The organism is Streptomyces sp. NPDC007863 (genome assembly GCF_040633895.1).
Lineage (GTDB): Bacteria > Actinomycetota > Actinomycetes > Streptomycetales > Streptomycetaceae > Streptomyces.
In genome coordinates this window covers 1-17,684 of the sequence record NZ_JBEYEI010000045.1, presented here as the reverse complement: position 1 = coordinate 17,684, position 17,684 = coordinate 1, and the positions used below count along the sequence as shown (strand labels likewise).

At 71.3% G+C, this 17,684-nt stretch carries 10 protein-coding genes, 1 tRNA gene and 1 rRNA gene; 1 reads left to right on the top strand and 11 read right to left on the bottom strand.

Annotation, left to right across the window (positions count from 1 at the left end):
• Positions 1-60: 60 nt before the first annotated feature.
• From ABZ621_RS37200 to ABZ621_RS37160, 9 genes are all read right to left on the bottom strand, one after another.
• Entirely contained in the window at positions 61-531 is a 471-nt protein-coding gene (locus ABZ621_RS37200; protein ID WP_360611544.1) for a DNA starvation/stationary phase protection protein, read from the bottom strand.
• A 180-nt stretch (positions 532-711) separates the two neighbouring features.
• Complete coding sequence (locus ABZ621_RS37195) at positions 712-1,095, bottom strand: helix-turn-helix transcriptional regulator (RefSeq protein WP_189952888.1); 384 nt, start codon at positions 1,093-1,095, stop codon at positions 712-714.
• A gap of 109 nt (positions 1,096-1,204) precedes the next feature.
• Positions 1,205-1,729 (bottom strand): CinA family protein, encoded by a 525-nt coding sequence (locus tag ABZ621_RS37190; protein WP_360611542.1) that lies wholly within the window; start codon positions 1,727-1,729, stop codon positions 1,205-1,207.
• Entirely contained in the window at positions 1,726-2,409 is a 684-nt protein-coding gene (pgsA, locus tag ABZ621_RS37185; protein ID WP_360611540.1) for a CDP-diacylglycerol--glycerol-3-phosphate 3-phosphatidyltransferase, read from the bottom strand. Before pgsA ends, ABZ621_RS37190 begins: the two co-directional genes overlap by 4 nt.
• Positions 2,406-3,893, bottom strand: a complete 1,488-nt coding sequence (gene rimO / locus ABZ621_RS37180) for a 30S ribosomal protein S12 methylthiotransferase RimO (protein ID WP_360611539.1) — start codon at positions 3,891-3,893, stop codon at positions 2,406-2,408. Before rimO ends, pgsA begins: the two co-directional genes overlap by 4 nt.
• Before the next feature lie 84 nt (positions 3,894-3,977).
• A complete protein-coding gene (locus tag ABZ621_RS37175; protein ID WP_360611537.1) occupies positions 3,978-4,799 on the bottom strand; it encodes a helix-turn-helix domain-containing protein in 822 nt (273 codons plus the stop codon).
• 254 nt (positions 4,800-5,053) lie between these two features.
• On the bottom strand, positions 5,054-7,894 hold the full coding sequence (locus ABZ621_RS37170; protein WP_360611535.1) for a DNA translocase FtsK: 2,841 nt from the start codon (positions 7,892-7,894) through the stop codon (positions 5,054-5,056).
• Between the two features lie 115 nt (positions 7,895-8,009).
• Entirely contained in the window at positions 8,010-8,684 is a 675-nt protein-coding gene (locus ABZ621_RS37165; RefSeq protein ID WP_169094221.1) for a response regulator, read from the bottom strand.
• Between the two features lie 321 nt (positions 8,685-9,005).
• Positions 9,006-14,513, bottom strand: coding sequence for a HAMP domain-containing protein (locus ABZ621_RS37160; RefSeq protein ID WP_360611533.1), 5,508 nt, complete (start codon positions 14,511-14,513; stop codon positions 9,006-9,008).
• A gap of 267 nt (positions 14,514-14,780) precedes the next feature.
• Between ABZ621_RS37160 and ABZ621_RS37155 the strand changes: the two genes are divergently transcribed.
• Positions 14,781-17,423: a SpoIIE family protein phosphatase gene (locus tag ABZ621_RS37155; RefSeq protein WP_360611531.1), complete on the top strand. Its 2,643-nt coding sequence runs from the start codon at positions 14,781-14,783 to the stop codon at positions 17,421-17,423.
• A 90-nt stretch (positions 17,424-17,513) separates the two neighbouring features.
• Here ABZ621_RS37155 and ABZ621_RS37150 read toward each other — a convergent pair.
• Both ABZ621_RS37150 and rrf read right to left on the bottom strand, forming a co-directional pair.
• Positions 17,514-17,586: transfer RNA gene (locus tag ABZ621_RS37150), tRNA-Thr, on the bottom strand.
• A gap of 5 nt (positions 17,587-17,591) precedes the next feature.
• A 5S ribosomal RNA gene (gene rrf / locus ABZ621_RS37145) occupies positions 17,592-17,684 on the bottom strand; the annotation flags it as partial.

Genomic DNA, 17,684 nt, shown 5'->3' with positions numbered 1-17,684 from the left:
TTGAGTCGTTACGAGTTGGGTTCCTACGCAGGTCAGACCCCTCATCAGCCCCTGACCTGCTCAGGCGCTCTCGGCCTGGAACATCCAGGAGTGCTTCTCGAGGTCCGCCGTGAGGCCGATGAGGATGTCCTGGCTGACGGGGTCGGGATCACCCGTGACGTCCACCCGTTCCCGCATCCGGGTGATAACGGCGCCGAGCGAGGTCACCAGGATCCGCACGGCGTCCGCGTCCTTGATCCAGCCTTCCGGCACCGTGCCGATGGCACTGCTGGTGGCCACCGTCGCCGCCCGCCCGTCCGGGTTGACCCCGAGCGCCGCGGCACGCTCGGCCACGGTGTCGGAGTGGAGCCGCGCGGTGTCCACCACCTCGTCGAGCTGGAGGTGGACGGAGCGGAACCGGGGCCCGACGACGTTCCAGTGCACTTGCTTGGCGACCAGGGCCAGATCGACGAGGTCGACCAGCGCGCCCTGGAGGGCGGTGCCGACCGTCTTGAGGTCGGTCTCGGACAGCGGGCTCTTCACGACAGACATGCGGACTCTCCAACCAGTCGAACGTCTCCCCCACCATGGCACGCCTGTCCGGAATCCGACATCTCAAACAAAAGCGCAGAAGCTCGGCCAAAAGCTTCGAAGCGAAAGAACATCACGTCGAAGCCCCGGTCGGTGCCCCCGTCAAGGGGCACCGACCGGGGCTTCGACCCGTTCGGGGGTTCAGGCGGCGACGACGTCCACGGCCTCCGCGGGCGCCTTGATGGTCACCCGCTCGGTGGACACACCGGCCACCGACGTCACCGACACCGAATTGAGCATCGGACGGACCGGCGCAGGCACCGGTTCGCTCGAAGCCGCCGACGCGGCCAGTTCGGCCAGTGACAGCTCGTCGCTCACTTCCCGCATGAGCTCGGACATCCGTACGTCCAGCGCGTCGCAGATCGCGGAGAGCAGTTCGGAGGAAGCCTCCTTCTGCCCCCGCTCCACCTCGGAGAGATAGCCGAGCGAGACTCGGGCGGACGAGGAGACTTCGCGCAGAGTACGGCCCTGGCGCTGGCGCTGCCGACGCAGCACGTCACCCAACAGGCGACGGAGCAGAATCATCGGTGGCTCCCTCCTCGGACCGCGTAGCCGCATCCTTCACGCCCCACCGTACCGCCTCGCGCCGCGGCCGTGCGGGGAGCGATGTCGTGTTCACTCAGGGCTGCAAACATCAATTCCCCCCGTTCTGTTCCGTATCCTGTGCCCGCGCATTTCCCGAGAGTTCCGCGTGGAGCAGTTCCAGCACGCTCCGCACGCTCTCTCTACGGATGTCCGCGCGATCGCCGTTCAATCTCAACGACACCACTTTCCCGGCCGCCGCGCCTGTCGTGGCGGGTCCGGCGACCGCCACGTAGACGGTCCCCACGGGCTGGCCGTCCTGCGGATCGGGCCCCGCGACCCCGGTCGTCGCCATCCCCCAGTCGGCGCCGAGCCGCTCGCGCACACCCCGTGCCATCTGCACCGCGACCTCGGGATCCACCGCCCCGCGCTCCCGCAGCAGGCCGGCGTCCACCCCCAGGAGCTCGTGCTTGAGAGGGGTCGCGTACGCGGTGACGGAGCCCCGGAAGGCCCGGGACGCCCCGGGCGTCCCGGTCAGCTCGGCGGCCACGAGGCCACCGGTGAGCGATTCGGCGGCGGCCAGCGTCTGGCCGCGCTCCACGAGCAGACCGAGGACGCGGGCGGCCACCGCGCTCATCGCGCCGAGGCCTCCGTCGCCTCCGAGCGGGCCTCGGCCCGCTCGGCCGCCAGCCCCTTGCGCCTCAGCACGACCGCCTGTCGCACATAATCCAGTCCGGTGACGACGGTCAGCACGACCGCCACCGCCATCACCCAGAAGCGCAGCGTCGCCAGCGGGCCGGTCAGCATGAGCACGTACATGCCCACGGCCGTGCCCTGGGCGAGCGTCTTCATCTTGCCGCCGCGGCTGGCCGGGATGACTCCGTGCCGGATCACCCAGAAACGCATCAGCGTGATCCCCAGCTCGCGCGCCAGGATCACCCCCGTCACCCACCACGGCAGATCGCCGAGTCCCGACAGGCAGATGAGTCCGGCGGCCATGATCGCCTTGTCGGCGATCGGGTCGGCGATCTTCCCGAAGTCGGTGACCAGGTTGTACGTGCGGGCGAGATGTCCGTCGAAGACGTCCGTGATCATGGCGACGGCGAACGCCGCCCAGGCCCAGGCCCGCCAGACGGGGTCGTGCCCGCCGTCCTGGAGGAGCAGCACCACGAAGCCCGGCACGAGGACGAGCCGGATCATGGTGAGGATGTTGGCGATGTTCCAGACGCTGACGGGGTTCACGGCCGCCGAGCCCAGCTTGCCGCGGGGCGCCGGCCTGCCGGTCCCGCCCGTCGCGGATGCCGGGACTCCGGTCATCTGCCCACCTCCTCGACACACTCCGCCACGAGGTCGACGCCTTCGCTGGCCACGACCTTCGCCCTGACCATACGGCCCGGGGCCAGGTCGAGGCCCGCGCCACCACCGTCGGTGAGGATCACCTGCCCGTCCGTCTCGGGGGCCTGGTGGGCGGCGCGGCCGATCCAGCCGTCCTCCTCGTCCTCGGTCTCCACCAGTACCTCCAGCATCTCTCCGATCCGCTCCTCCGCGCGCTGCGCGGTGAGCTCCTCGGCGAGGCGGGAGAGGTGGGCGAGGCGGGCGTCGACGACGTCCTGGTCGAGCTTGTGCTCGTACGTGGCGGCCTCGGTGCCGTCCTCGTCGGAGTAGCCGAAGACGCCGATGGCGTCGAGCCGGGCGTGGGTGATGAAACGCTCCAGCTCGGCGAAGTCGGCCTCGGTCTCGCCGGGGAAGCCGACGATGAAGTTGGACCGGGCGCCGGCCGTCGGGGCCTTCTCGCGGATCGTCGCGAGCAGGTCGAGGAAGCGGTCGGTGTCGCCGAAGCGGCGCATGGCGCGCAGCACGTCGGGGGCGCTGTGCTGGAACGACAGGTCGAAGTAGGGCACGACCTTGTCGGTGGAGGTCAGCACGTCGATGAGGCCGGGGCGCATCTCGGCCGGCTGGAGGTAGCTGACCCGGACGCGCTCGATGCCGTCGACGGCCGCGAGCTCGGGCAGCAGGCCCTCCAGGAGGCGGATGTCGCCGAGGTCCTTGCCGTACGAGGTGTTGTTCTCGGAGACCAGCATGACCTCCTTGACGCCCTGCTCGGCGAGCCAGCGCGTCTCGTTCAGCACGTCCGACGGACGGCGGGAGACGAAGCTGCCGCGGAAGGACGGGATGGCGCAGAAGGAGCAGCGGCGGTCGCAGCCGGAGGCTAGCTTCACGGAGGCGACGGGGCTGCGGTCGAGGCGGCGGCGGAGCGGGGCGCGCGGGCCCGAGGCGGGCGCGAGGCCCTCGGGCAGGTCGCCCGGGACGTTCTGCGGCTCCTCGGCGGCCCCGTGGCCCGGGAGGGCTACGTCGGCGGCGGCCTGCTGGCGGTCGACCGGGGAGAGCGGGAGGAGCTTGCGACGGTCACGCGGGGTGTGGGCCTCGACACTGCCACCGCTGAGGATGGTCTGGAGGCGGTTGGAGATGTCGGCGTAGTCGTCGAAACCGAGCACGCCGTCGGCCTCGGGAAGGGCTTCGGCGAGCTCCTTGCCGTAGCGCTCGGCCATGCAGCCGACGGCCACGACGGCCTGGGTCTTGCCGTGATCCTTCAGATCATTGGCTTCGAGGAGGGCGTCGACGGAGTCCTTCTTGGCGGCTTCGACGAAGCCACAGGTGTTGACGACGGCGACGTCTGCGTCCTCGGCGTTCTCGACGAGCTCCCAGCCGTCCGCTGCCAAGCGGCCTGCGAGCTCCTCCGAGTCCACCTCGTTACGGGCGCAGCCGAGAGTGACAAGGGCGACGGTACGGCGTTCGGGCATGGACTCAAGACTACTTCGTCCCGGACGTGACCCCGTCGCTCAGGGTTCACCTGCGCGACGGAGGTCACACCGCTCCCGCTCCGGTCAGCCGGCCTCGGGGTCGCCCTTGGTGTAGCTGAGGCGCTCCACCTGGCCGTCCTCGAACTTTCCGGAGACCTTCTTGCCGTTCACGTAGAGCTCGATCGCGCCGGCGTTGCCGAGGACGAGATCGACCTGCTCGTCGTCCTGGAAGGTCTTGGTGTCGCCTTCCTGGAGGAAGCCGTCGAAGAGCATCTTGCCGTCGGAGGCCTTGGCGGAGATCCAGCTCTTGCCGTCGGCGGTGAGCTTGACGGTGACCTTGTCGGCCGGGACGGCGGCGATGGCGCTGCCGGTCGGCTTGGGGGCGGGCTTGACGGGCTTCGGCTTGGCCGGGGAGGACGCCTTCTCCGGGGCCGGGGCGGGGCCGCCCTCGGCGGCCGTGGTCCCCTTCGGCCCGTCGGCGCCGTTGAACATCGTGAAGCCGACGAAGCCGACGACGGCGACGATCGCCGCGACCATGGCCGCGGTCCAGTTGGGCCGGCGGGGCTCGGGGCGGATGCGTTCCGCCTCGAACAGCGGGGCGGCGGGGGTGGGCGAGGGACGGCCACCGTGATCGGCGTCGTACTGCTCGATCAGCGGCGCGGGATCGAGCCCGACGGCGCGCGCGAGCGTGCGGATGTGACCGCGCGCGTAGACGTCGCCGCCGCAGCGCGAGAAGTCGTCCTCCTCGATGCCGTGCACGATCGGGATCCGGACACGGGTGGAGGCGCTGACCTCTTCGACGCTGAGGCCGGCGGCGATGCGGGCCTGCTGGAGGGTGCGACCGATCGGTTCCCGGTCGTCTGACGGGAACGTCCGGTCGTCTTCGGGGGAGTTGCCGATGGACACGAGAGCGCCTTTCGAGCGTGTAGCCACCTGCTGGACGTTCAGTCTATGGGTGGTACGAAAGGGTGGGGCAACCGGGCGGGTGCGGTTTGTAGGCCAGGAGGCTGTACTTCCACGACGGTGGGACATCCTTCTGTCCCACCGTCCAACTTGACGTACGACGAGGGGAAACGGTTGCCCTCTGTTCCCTTACGAGTGAGTCTCGGCCAGGTCTCGAACGGATACCCCGCCCCGGCCGGCGCACGCGCCCCGTCCGGTCACTCCTCCGACTCCCCGCGGATCACCGCGAGCACCCCGTCCAGCTCGTCCGGCTTGACGAGCACGTCGCGCGCCTTGGAGCCCTCGCTGGGGCCCACGATGTTCCGCGACTCCATCAGGTCCATCAGCCGTCCGGCCTTGGCGAAGCCCACCCGCAGCTTCCGCTGGAGCATCGAGGTGGAGCCGAACTGGGTCGAGACGACCAGCTCGGCCGCCTGGCACAGCAGGTCGAGGTCGTCGCCGATCTCCTCGTCGATCTCCTTCTTCTGCTTGGTGCCGACGGTGACGTCGTCCCGGAAGACCGGCGTCATCTGGTCCTTGCAGTGCTGCACGACGGCCGCGACCTCGGCCTCGGTGACGAAGGCGCCCTGCATGCGGGTCGGCTTGTTCGCGCCCATCGGCAGGAAGAGGCCGTCGCCCTTGCCGATGAGCTTCTCGGCGCCCGGCTGGTCGAGGATGACCCGGCTGTCGGCGAGCGAGGAGGTGGCGAAGGCGAGCCGGGACGGCACGTTCGCCTTGATCAGACCGGTGACGACGTCCACCGAGGGCCGCTGGGTGGCGAGCACCAGGTGGATGCCGGCCGCGCGGGCCAGCTGGGTGATGCGGACGATGGCGTCCTCGACGTCGCGGGGCGCGACCATCATCAGGTCGGCGAGCTCGTCGACGATGACCAGCAGGTACGGGTACGTCTTGAGCTCGCGCTCGCTGCCGGGCGGCAGCTGCACCTTGCCGTCGCGGATCGCCTGGTTGAAGTCGTCGATGTGCCGGAAGCCGAAGGCGGCCAGGTCGTCGTAGCGCAGGTCCATCTCGCGCACCACCCACTGGAGGGCCTCGGCGGCCCGCTTGGGGTTGGTGATGATCGGGGTGATCAGGTGCGGAATGCCCTCGTAGGCGGTGAGCTCGACCCGCTTGGGGTCGACGAGCACCATCCGGACGTCCTCCGGGGTCGCCCTTATCATCACCGAGGTGATCAGGCAGTTGATGCACGAGGACTTGCCGGAGCCCGTGGCGCCGGCGACCAGCACGTGCGGCATCTTCGCCAGGTTGGCCATCACGTAGCCGCCCTCGACGTCCTTGCCGAGCGCGACCAGCATCGGGTGCTCGTCCCCGGCCGCGTCCGCGAGCCGCAGCACGTCCCCGAGGTTCACCATCTCGCGGTCGCTGTTCGGGATCTCGATGCCGACCGCGGACTTGCCGGGGATCGGCGAGATGATCCGCACGTCGGGCGAGGCCACCGCGTAGGCGATGTTCTTCGTCAGGGCGGTGATCTTCTCGACCTTCACGGCGGGCCCGAGCTCGACCTCGTACCGGGTGACCGTCGGCCCCCGGGTGAAGCCGGTGACGGCCGCGTCCACCTTGAACTCGGTGAAGACGTTCGACAGCGCGTCGACGACGGCGTCGTTCGCGGCGCTGCGGGTCTTGCCCGGCCCGCCCCGCTCCAGCAGGTCGAGCGAGGGCAGCGAGTACGTGATGTCGCCGGCGAGCTGGAGCTGCTCGGCCCGCGGCGGCAGGTCCGTCGGATCCGGCGCCGGCTTGGTCAGATCCGGTACGGGACCGCCCCCCGCCGGCCGCTTCTGCCCGCCCCGCGCGGTCGGCACGTTCGGCGGCGCCTTCGGCATCGGCGGTACGGGCCCGGTGGCCTCGTCCGTCGCCCCCTCGGCGCCCTCGGCCAGGGCGGCGGCCCGCTCGGCGGTCACGTCCCGGGTCAGGTCGGCGACCAGCGGCGACGGCGGCATCCCGTTGAGCACCGCGCCGTCGAGCGCGGCGGCCGCGGCGGCGGCCACGTCGACCGGGTCCAGGCCCAGGTCTGGCTCTGGGGCGCTGGTGCGCGGCCGGGTGGTGCGGCCGCGCCGCTCCAGGGCGTCCGCCTCGGCCCGGTCCACGTCGTACGGATCGGCGGGCCCGCCGCGGCGTCGGACCGGCCGGGCGGCGCGCGGCGCCTCCCGCGGGTCGTCGTACGGCTCGTACGCGTCGTCGTCGTGCCCGGCGTACTCCTCGGCGGTCTCCTCGTACGCGGGCTCGACCAGTCCGAGCCGGACACCGAGCGCGCGCAGCCGCTGCGGGATCGCGTTGACCGGGGTGGCGGTGACGACGAGCAGTCCGAAGAGGGTGAGCAGCACGAGCAGCGGGACGGCGAGCGCCTCCCCCGTCATGAAGACCAGCGGCTGGGAGGACGCCCAGCCGATCAGCCCGCCCGCGTCCTGCATGGCCTCCGCCCCGGAGTCCCGGCCCGGCGAACCGCAGGCGATGTGGACCTGCCCGAGGACGCCGATGACCAGGGCGGAGAGCCCGATGACGATCCGGCCGTTGGCCTCGGGCCGCTCCGGGTAGCAGAAGAGCCGGAAGGAGATGGCGCCGAGGAGCAGCGGGACGAGCAGGTCGAGCCGGCCGAAGGCGCCGGTGACCAGCATCTCGACGAGGTCGCCCACCGGGTTGTCCAGATGGGACCAGGTGCCGGCGGCGACGATCAGCGCGCCGCCGAGCAGCAGCAGCGCGAGCCCGTCCTTGCGGTGGGCGGGGTCGAGCCCCTTCGCGCCGCGCCCTATCCCCCGGAACATCGCGCCGACGCCATGCGCGGCACCCCGCGCCACCTTGTACACGCCCCCGGTCGGGGACGGCGCGGGCCGGGGCGCCGGCCGCTTCGCCGCGGTCTTCTTCGCGGGCGCGCGCTTGGCGGGCGCGGCCTTCCGGGCCGCCGCCTTCTTCGCGGGCGCCTTGCCCGGGGCCTTCGCGGTGGACTTGGCGGTCTTGGCGGCGGTCTTCTTCGCGGCGCCCGTGGTCCGTCCGGCGCGCGATGGTGCGGTGCCCTGTGAGCCCTTGCCGGACGTACGTGAAGCCATGATGTCGAGGTTACCGGTGAGCGGCCGGGCTGTCCGCCTCACCCGAACGTGTCGTCCTTGCCCCGGCACGAAGCTGACGGCCGGTCACCGCGGACCGGCCCCGGGTGACGGGGGCTCAGCTCTGCGCGGGCAGCGGGGGTACGCCTCCGGTGCCGGGCTCCAGCGCGTCCAGCGCCCGCCGCAGGCCGGTGAGCTTGCGCTCCAGGTGCGCGGCGGTGGCGACCGCCGCCGCGTCGGCCGACTCGTCGTCGAGCTGCTTGGAGAGCGCCTCGGCCTGCTCCTCGACGGCGGCGAGCCGGGCGGAGAGCTCGGCGAGCAGCCCGGCGGCCTCCTTGCCCTGGCCGCCCTCCCCGCCGCCCTCCAACTGCAGCCGCAGCAGCGCCGCCTGCTCGCGCAGCTTGCAGTTCTTCATGTACAGCTCGACGAAGACGGAGACCTTGGCGCGCAGCACCCACGGGTCGAACGGCTTCGAGATGTAGTCGACCGCGCCGGCCGCGTACCCGCGGAAGGTGTGGTGCGGGCCGTGGTTGATCGCGGTGAGGAAGATGATCGGGATGTCCCGGGTCCGCTCGCGGCGCTTGATGTGCGCGGCGGTCTCGAAGCCGTCCATACCGGGCATCTGGACGTCGAGCAGGATGACCGCGAAGTCGTCCGTCAGCAGCGCCTTGAGCGCTTCCTCCCCGGACGATGCCCGCACCAGCGTCTGATCGAGCGCGGAGAGAATGGCCTCCAGCGCCAGCAGATTCTCCGGCCGGTCATCGACCAGGAGGATCTTGGCCTTCTGCACCATGCCCCGTCCTCCTCGTCCCGGCAACGGCTCGACCCGGCTTCCGGAACCACTGCCGGAACCGGGAGAAGCACCGGGCGCCGCCCCGGAGGACGGCTTCCTGGTGCCGTCCGTCCTTGTGCCGGTCATCGTAGCCGCACCCCGCCCGTCGCCACACCCTGTCACCGTGATGTCACTGTGCACAGTGCGGAAACGGGGCGCGGGTCGAGAAGGTTCCCCGGATCCGGCGCCCTCACACGCCGACGGCGACAGTACGCCGCGCCTCCCCGGAGGTACGCCGCCGGGTGCCGGTCCCGTGGGGGCCCGGCACCCGGCGGCGGGCCCTCACTCGCCCCGCATCCACTGCTCCATGACGGACAGCAGGTAGTCCGGGTCGACCGGCTTGGTGACGTAGTCGGAGGCCCCCGACTCGATCGCCTTCTCCCGGTCGCCCTTCATCGCCTTCGCGGTGAGCGCGATGATCGGCAGCCCCGCGAACTGCGGCATCCGCCGGATCGCGGTCGTCGTCGCGTACCCGTCCATCTCCGGCATCATGATGTCCATCAGAACGACCGTCACGTCGTCGTTCTGCTCCAGGACCTCGATGCCCTCCCGCCCGTTCTCCGCGTACAGCACCGCGAGCCCGTGCTGTTCGAGCACGCTGGTGAGGGCGAAGACGTTGCGGATGTCGTCGTCGACGATGAGGACCTTCTCGCCGGCGAAGGAGAAGGTGCGGCGCGGCTCCGCGCCGCGCTCCGGCTGCGCGCCCGTGGTCTCCCCGAGGGCGTCCTCCGGCCCCTGCTGCCCGGGGACCGCACCCCGGGCCTCGCCCGCGACCGCCCCCGCGGGCGTCTCCGCCGCGGCCTCGGCCTTCCGCCGGTGCCGGAAGAGCGCACCGGCGCCCGACCGCGCCTCGCTCCGTACGGGCGCGGGCGGGAAGTGCGGGAAGGTGTGGCCGGACCGGCCGTCCTCGGCCTCCGTGCCCGGCTCGTCCGCCTCGCCCTGCCCGTACCCGTGCGGCGGCACCTCGGTCGGGTTCAGCGGCAGGTAGAGGGTGAAGGTGGAGCCGCGGCCCGGCTCGCTCGCCGCGAAGATCTCGCCGCCGAGCAGCCGGGCGATCTCCCGGCTGATCGACAGCCCGAGGCCCGTACCGCCGTACTTGCGGCTGGTGGTGCCGTCGGCCTGCTTGAACGCCTCGAAGATGACCCGCATCTTGCTGGCCGCGATGCCGATGCCGGTGTCCGTCACCGAGAAGGCGATCAGGTCGCCGTCGGCGTCGCGCAGCGAACCGGCCTCCAGGAGCTGCTCCCTGATGGACTGCGGCACGTCCGCGCCGGCCGGCCGGATCACCAGCTCCACCGCGCCGGAGTCGGTGAACTTCACCGCGTTCGACAGCAGGTTGCGCAGCACCTGCAGGAGCCGCTGCTCGTCGGTGTGGAGCGTGGCGGGCAGCTCGGGCGAGACCCGGACCGAGAAGTCCAGTCCCTTCTCCGCGGTGAGCGGCCGGAAGGTCGCCTCCACGTAGTCGACGAGCTGCACGAGCGCGATCCGGGTCGGGGAGACGTCCATCTTGCCCGCCTCGACCTTCGACAGGTCGAGGATGTCGTTGATGAGCTGGAGCAGGTCGGAGCCGGCGCCGTGGATGGTCTCGGCGAACTCGACCTGCTTCGGGGTGAGGTTGGTGTCGGCGTTGTCCGCGAGCAGCTTGGCCAGGATGAGCAGCGAGTTGAGCGGGGTGCGCAGCTCGTGCGACATGTTGGCGAGGAACTCGGACTTGTAGCGCATGGAGACGGCGAGCTGTTCGGCGCGCTCCTCCAGGACCTGCCGGGCCTCCTCGATCTCGGTGTTCTTGACCTCGATGTCGCGGTTCTGGCGGGCCAGCAGCTCGGCCTTGTCCTCCAGCTCCGCGTTGGAGTTCTGGAGCTCCTTCTGCCGGTGCTCCAGCTCGGCCGACCGCTCCTTGAGCTGCTCGGTGAGCTCCTGGGACTGCTTGAGCAGCACCTCGGTCTTGGTGTTGACGCTGATGGTGTTGACCGTGGTCGCGATCAGTTCGGCGATCTGGTTGAGGAAGTCCCGCTGGATCTGGGTGAAGGGCTGGAAGGACGCCAGCTCGATCACGCCGAGGACCTTGCCCTCGAAGAGCACCGGAAGCACGATCACGTGCGCGGGCGAGGCCTCGCCGAGCCCGGACGAGATCTTCAGGTAGCCCGGCGGCACGTTGACCTGGATGGTCCGCTTCTCCTCCGCCGCCGTCCCGATGAGCGTCTCGCCGGGGCGGAAGGAGGTCGGCATGGAGCCGGCGGAGTAGCCGTAACTCCCGCGCATGCGCAGCTCGTACGAGCCGCTGCCCTCGCCGACGAGTTCGGTGTCGTGGTTGGCGGCACCGGTCGGCGTCGCCACGAAGAAGGCGCCGTGCTGGGCGGAGACCACCGGCGTCAGCTCGCTCATGATGAGCGAGGCCACGTCGTCGAGGTCCCGGCGGCCCTGCATGAGGCCGGAGATGCGGGCCAGGTTGGACTTCAGCCAGTCCTGCTCGTCGTTGGCGAGGGTCGTGTCGCGCAGGTTGGCGATCATCGTGTTGATGTTCTCCTGGAGCGCCTGGATCTCGCCGGCCGCGTCCACACCGTCGATCTTGACGTTGAGGTCGCCGCGGGTGACCGCGGTGGCGACGGCCGCGATGGCGCGCACCTGCCGGGTGAGGTTCCCGGCCATCTCGTTCACGGAGAGGGTGAGGTCGCTCCAGGTGCCCTCGACGTCCCGGACCCGCGCCTGGCCGCCGAGCTGCCCGTCGGTGCCCACCTCGCGGGCCACGCGGGTGACCTCCTCGGCGAAGTTCGACAGCTGGTCGACCATCGTGTTGATGGTGTTCTTCAGCTCCTGGATCTCGCCCCGCGCCTCGATGTCGATCTTCTTGGTGAGGTCGCCCTTGGCGATGGCGGTGGTGACCGCGGCGATCTGCCGCACCTGGCCGGTGAGGTTGTCGGCCATGCTGTTCACCGAGTCGGTGAGGTCCTTCCAGGTGCCGGAGCCGCCGGGCACCCGGGCCTGGCCGCCGAGGATGCCGTCGGTGCCCACCTCGCGGGCCACCCGGGTCACCTCGTCGGCGAACGAGGACAGCGTCGTCACCATCGTGTTGACGGTCTCGGCGAGCTCGGCGACCTCGCCGCGCGCCTCGACCGTCACCTTCTTCGTGAGGTCGCCGTTGGCGACCGCCGAGGAGACCCGGGCGATGTTCCGCACCTGACTGGTCAGGTTGTTGGCCATCAGGTTGACGTTGTCGCTCAGGTCCTTCCAGATGCCGGTGACCCCGCGCACCCGGGCCTGGCCGCCGAGGATGCCCTCCGTGCCCACCTCGCGGGCCACCCGGGTCACCTCGTCGGCGAAGTTCGACAGCTGGTCCACCATGGTGTTGACGGTGGTGACGAGCTCCAGGATCTCGCCCTTGGCGTCGACGGTGATCTTCTTCGACAGGTCGCCGCGGGCGACGGCGGTGGTGACCTCGGCGATGTTCCGGACCTGGAAGGTCAGGTTGTTCGCCATGAAGTTCACCGACTGGGTCAGGTCCTTCCAGGTGCCGGAGACCCCCTGCACCTCGGCCTGGCCGCCGAGGATGCCCTCGGTGCCCACCTCGCGGGCGACCCGGGTCACCTGGTCCGCGAAGGACGACAGCTGGTCCACCATCGTGTTGAGGGTGTTCTTCAGCTCCAGGATCTCGCCCCGGGCGTCCACGTCGATGGTCTGCGACAGGTCGCCGCGGGCGACCGCGGTGGCGACCTGCGCGATGTTGCGCACCTGGGCCGTGAGGTTCCCGGCCATGCTGTTCACCGAGTCGGTGAGGTCCCGCCACACGCCGGCGACGCCCGGCACCTGCGCCTGACCGCCCAGCCGGCCCTCGGTGCCCACCTCGCGGGCCACCCGGGTCACCTGGTCGGCGAAGGCGGAGAGCTGGTCGACCATCGTGTTGATGGTGTTCTTCAGCTCCAGGATCTCGCCGCGCGCGTCCACGTCGATCTTCTGCGACAGGTCGCCGCGCGCCACGGCCGTCGTCACCTGCGCGATCTGCCGCACCTGAGAAGTGAGGTTCCCGGCCATGAAGTTCACCGAGTCGGTCAGCTCGCGCCAGCGGCCGGAGACCCCGTCCACCCGCGCCTGACCGCCCAGCCGGCCCTCGGTGCCCACGTCCCGGGCCATCCGCGTGACCTGGTCGGCGAAGGACGACAGCTGCGACACCATGGTGTTGACGGTGTTCTTCAGCTCCAGCATCTCGCCGGCCACGTCCACCGTGACCTTCTGCGACAGGTCGCCGTTCGCGACCGCCGTCGTCACCTGCGCGATGTCCCGCACCTGCCCGGTGAGGTTGTGGAAGGCCGTGTTCACCGAGTCGGTGAGGTCCTTCCACGTGCCGGCCGCGCCCTGCACCTGCGCCTGCCCGCCGAGCCGGCCCTCGACGCCGACCTCGCGGGCGACCCGGGTGACCTCGGACGAGAACGACGACAGCTGGTCCACCATCGTGTTCACGGTGTTCTTCAGCGACAGCATCTCGCCCGCCACGTCCACCGTGACCTTCTGCGACAGATCACCGTTCGCCACCGCCGTCGTCACCAGGGCGATGTCCCGCACCTGCGCCGTCAGCTGGTTAGCCATCGTGTTGACCGAGTCGGTGAGGTCCTTCCAGGTGCCCGCCGCGCCCGGCACCTGCGCCTGCCCGCCGAGCAGACCCTCCGCGCCGACCTCGCCGGACACCCGGGTCACCTCGCCCGCGAAGGTCCGCAGGGTGTCCGTCATCTGGTTGATGGTGTCGGCGAGTTGGGCGATCTCGCCGCGCGCGCTCACGGTGACCTTCTGCGACAGGTCGCCGTTCGCGACCGCCGTCGTCACCTCCGCGATCCCCCTCACCTGATTGGTGAGGTTGCCCGCCATCGTGTTGACGGAATCGGTGAGGTCCTTCCACACGCCCGCGACCCCGGCCACCTCGGCCTGACCGCCGAGCTCGCCCTCCGTACCCACCTCGCGGGCGACCCGGGTCACCTCGGACGAGAACGACGACAGCTGGTCCACCATCGTGTTCACGGTGTTCTTCAGCGACAGCATCTCGCCGGCCACGTTCGCCGTGACCTTCTGCGACAGGTCGCCGTTCGCGACCGCCGTCGTCACCAGGGCGATGTCCCGCACCTGTGCCGTCAGCTGGTTCGCCATCGTGTTGACGGAGTCCGTGAGGTCCTTCCAGGACCCGGACACGCCCCGTACGTGCGCCTGACCGCCGAGGATGCCCTCGGTACCCACCTCGACCGCCACCCGCGTCACCTCGGACGCGAAGACCGACAGCTGGTCCACGAGGTGGTTGACGGTCCGCGCGACCTTCAGGAACTCGCCGCGCAGCGGCCGCACCGTCCCGTCGGAACCCTCCGAACGCAAGTCCATCCGCTGTTCGAGGTCGCCCTCGGCGACCGCCGTCAGCACCCGGCTCACCTCGGACACCGGCCGCGCCAGATCGTCGACCAGGGCGTTCGCGGCCTCGATCGCCGCCGCCCAGGCACCTTCCGTCGCCCCCGCTTCCAGGCGCTCGGACAGCTTGCCCTCGCGCCCGACGACCCGTCGCACCCGCGACAGCTCCCCGGTCACGTGCATCTGCCGGTCCGCGACCTCGTTGAAGACGGCCGCGATCTCCGCCATCACCCCGTCGCCGGAGACGGTCAGCCGCCTCCGCAGATTCCCGTCGCGCATCGACACCAGCGCGGACAGCAACCGCTCCAGCGCGGCCGCGTCCACCTGCACCGTCCCCCCACGGGAACGCCCGCCCCTCGCGCGCGTGCCGCTGCCGCTGCCACGCCGCGCCGCCGTGCCAGACTCCACCGTGTCCCTCCCGAAAGGGGTTCGACCGTTCCGCTCCGGCTCCCGCCGAAGCATTCCCAGTGTTTCACCGCGACCGAACCAGGCGATAACAGTTCGGCAGCTTCGCACAAGGTCCCCACCCCCGCAGGGCGGAAACAGCGGAGACCGGCCTCCGCGGGGACGCCGAAGGTAAGTAACCTGGCATCCGGCTGTCCAGCCGCCCCGGTCAGCCCGGCGGGGGCGGTGTGGCGCGTACGACCACCGGGCAGCGGGAGGGGCAGACCGAGCATGGCAGAGCCGGGCGTCGAGACGCGTACGAGGAGTGCTGTGACCACCGCGCGGGCGACTGCCACCTTCGAGCCCGTCGGACGGTCCGTCGCCGCCGCCCGGGCGTTCGTCCGGGACACCCTCCAGGGCTGGGGCCATCCCGAGCTGGTCGACGACGCCGTCGTCCTCACCAGCGAACTGGTCACCAACGCCGTGGTGCACGCCGGCACCGCCGCCGACGTCCTGTGCGTGCGCTCCGAGGACAGCATCCGCGTCGAGGTCGCCGACCGCTACCCGGAGCGCGAGATCCCCGTCCAGAGCGGCCGCACCCTCGCGAGCCCCGACCGGGAGAACGGCCGGGGCCTGCTCCTGTGCGCCGCCCTCGCCGACCGCTGGGGCGTCGACTACTCCCCCACCCGCAAGCACGTCTGGTTCCACCTCTCCCTCCCCCAGCGCCCCGTCGGCACCCGCTCCGCCGGCCCGGTCCTCCCCGACGCCCTCCTCCCGGTCGCCGACAGCCGCGTCCGCGTCGCCGTCGTCCAGATCGACCAGGGCGGCGCCATCACCTCCTGGAACGAGGACGCCGAGGAGCTCTTCGGGTACGCCCCCGAGCAGGTCACCGGCAAACCCCTCGGCGACCTGGCCGCCTGGCCGCACACCCCCGGCATCGGCACCGGCCTCGCCGAGGCCCTCCGCCTCTCCCGCTGGGAAGGCAGTTACGGGCTCCGCCGCGCCGACGGCCGCGTCATGCCCGTGTACGCCTCCCACCTGCGGGTACGCGATGCCGAGGGCGAGCCCTCCACCGTCTGCCTGCTGGTACGGGAGGACGAGCGCGCCGTCCTCCAGACCCCGCAGCGCCCGGCCGCCGACCCGACCGCGGAGAGCCGCGCCACGGACCCCTTCGAGGTCTTCATCGGCTCCCCCGCCCCCGACGACCTGGACGGCCTGCTCCAGCGCACGGTCGAGCGGGCCCGGGACATGCTCGACGGCGACTCCGCCTTCCTCCTCCTGGCCACCGACGACGAGACGGAGCTGGAGGTACGGGCGACGACCGGCCTCCCGGCCGCGCGCCAGCGCTTCGCCCGCGTCCCGGTGGAGACCGGCGCCAGCCGCTACGGCTCCGCCCGCATGCCCGCCGTCCACGAGGACCTGGCCGCCGTCCCCGGCGCCGTCCCCCTCCTCGAAGGCACCGGCATGCGCTCGGTCGTCACGGTCCCCCTCAAGGTCGAGGGCCGTCTCACCGGCTCCCTCGGCGTCGCCGCCGAGGCCGCGAACCGCTATTCGAACGAGGAGGCCCTCCGCCTCCAGTTCGCCGCCGACCGCATCGCCCTCGCCGTCGAGTCCGCCCGTCTCGGCGAGCTCGAACGGCTCCGCCGCGGCTCCCTCAGCTTCCTCGTCGAGGCCTCCGACCTGCTGGCCGGCACCCTCGACCGCGACCAGACCCTGGCCCTCATGGCCCAGATGACGGTCCCCACCCTGGCCACCTGGTGCGCCGTCTACACGATCGCCGACCCGGCCTCCGACCCGTACCTCTCGTACGTGCTCCACGAGGACGAGGACCGCATCGACGGCCTGAAGGCCCTCCTCGGCTCCATCGCCCCGCCCGACCCGGTGCCGACCCCCGGCGCCCGGCTCTGGACGGCCCCCGGCGACGCCGCCCACCGGGCCGCGCTCGCCGCCTCGGCCCGCGAGCTCGAACACCTCGGCAGCCCGCTCTCCTCCGGCATCGACACCGCCCTGGCCACGGCCGGCGCGGTCGCCGGCGAGACGGTCGTCCTGCCCCTGGTCGCCCGCAACCGCGTGATCGGCATGCTGACCCTGGGCCGCCCTGCCGAGGACCACTTCCGCCAGGAGATCCTGGAGCTCGCCGAGGACCTCTCGCGCCGAGCCGCCCTGGCCCTGGACAACGCGCGCCTCTATTCGGAGCGCAACGCCATCAGCCAGTCCCTCCAGCGCAGCCTCCTCCCCCCGGAGCTCCCCAAGATCCCCGGCGTCGAGGTGGACGTCATCTACCGCGCGGCCGGCGAGGGCAACGAGGTCGGCGGCGACTTCTACGACGTCTTCCCCATCAGGGAGGACGTCTACGGCTTCGCCATCGGCGACGTCTGCGGTACGGGCCCGGAGGCCGCGGCCGTCACGGGCCTGGCCCGGCACGCCCTGCGCCTCCTGGCCCGCGAGGGCTTCGGCGGCCCGGCGGTCCTGGAGCGGCTGAACGCGGCCATCCTCGACGAGGGCGCCCGCAGCCGCTTCCTGACCCTCCTGTACGGCGAACTCCGCCCGCAGACCGACGGTTCGGCGGTCCTGAAGGTCGTCTGCGCCGGCCACCCGCTCCCGCTCCGCCTCCGCCCCGACGGCACGGTCATCCCGGCCGCCGAACCCCAGCCGCTCCTGGGCGTGATGGAGGACCTGGAGCTGTACGAGCAGACCTTCACACTCGACCCCGGCGATGTCCTCCTGTGCGTCACGGACGGCGTCACCGAGCGCCGCGAGGGCACCCGGATGCTCGGCGACGACGGCCTCGCCGACGCCCTCAGGACCTGTACGGGCCTGACGGCCGGCGCGGTCGGCGGCCGTATCCTCCGCGCGGTCGAGCGCTTCGCCCAGGCCCCCGCCTCGGACGACATGGCCATCCTGACCCTGCGCCTGCAGGAACCCGAGAAGTAGGAAGAAGGGGCCTCCTCGGAGGCCCCTTCTTCCGCCCTGTCCAGGACAACGCAAAAAGGCCCCCGCCTATAGGCGGGGGCCTTTTCTCTGAGCCCTTTAACGGAATCGAACCGTTGACCTTCTCCTTACCATGGAGACGCTCTGCCGACTGAGCTAAAAGGGCGGGTTGTTCGGCGGTGTCCTACTCTCCCACAGGGTCCCCCCTGCAGTACCATCGGCGCTGAAAGGCTTAGCTTCCGGGTTCGGAATGTAACCGGGCGT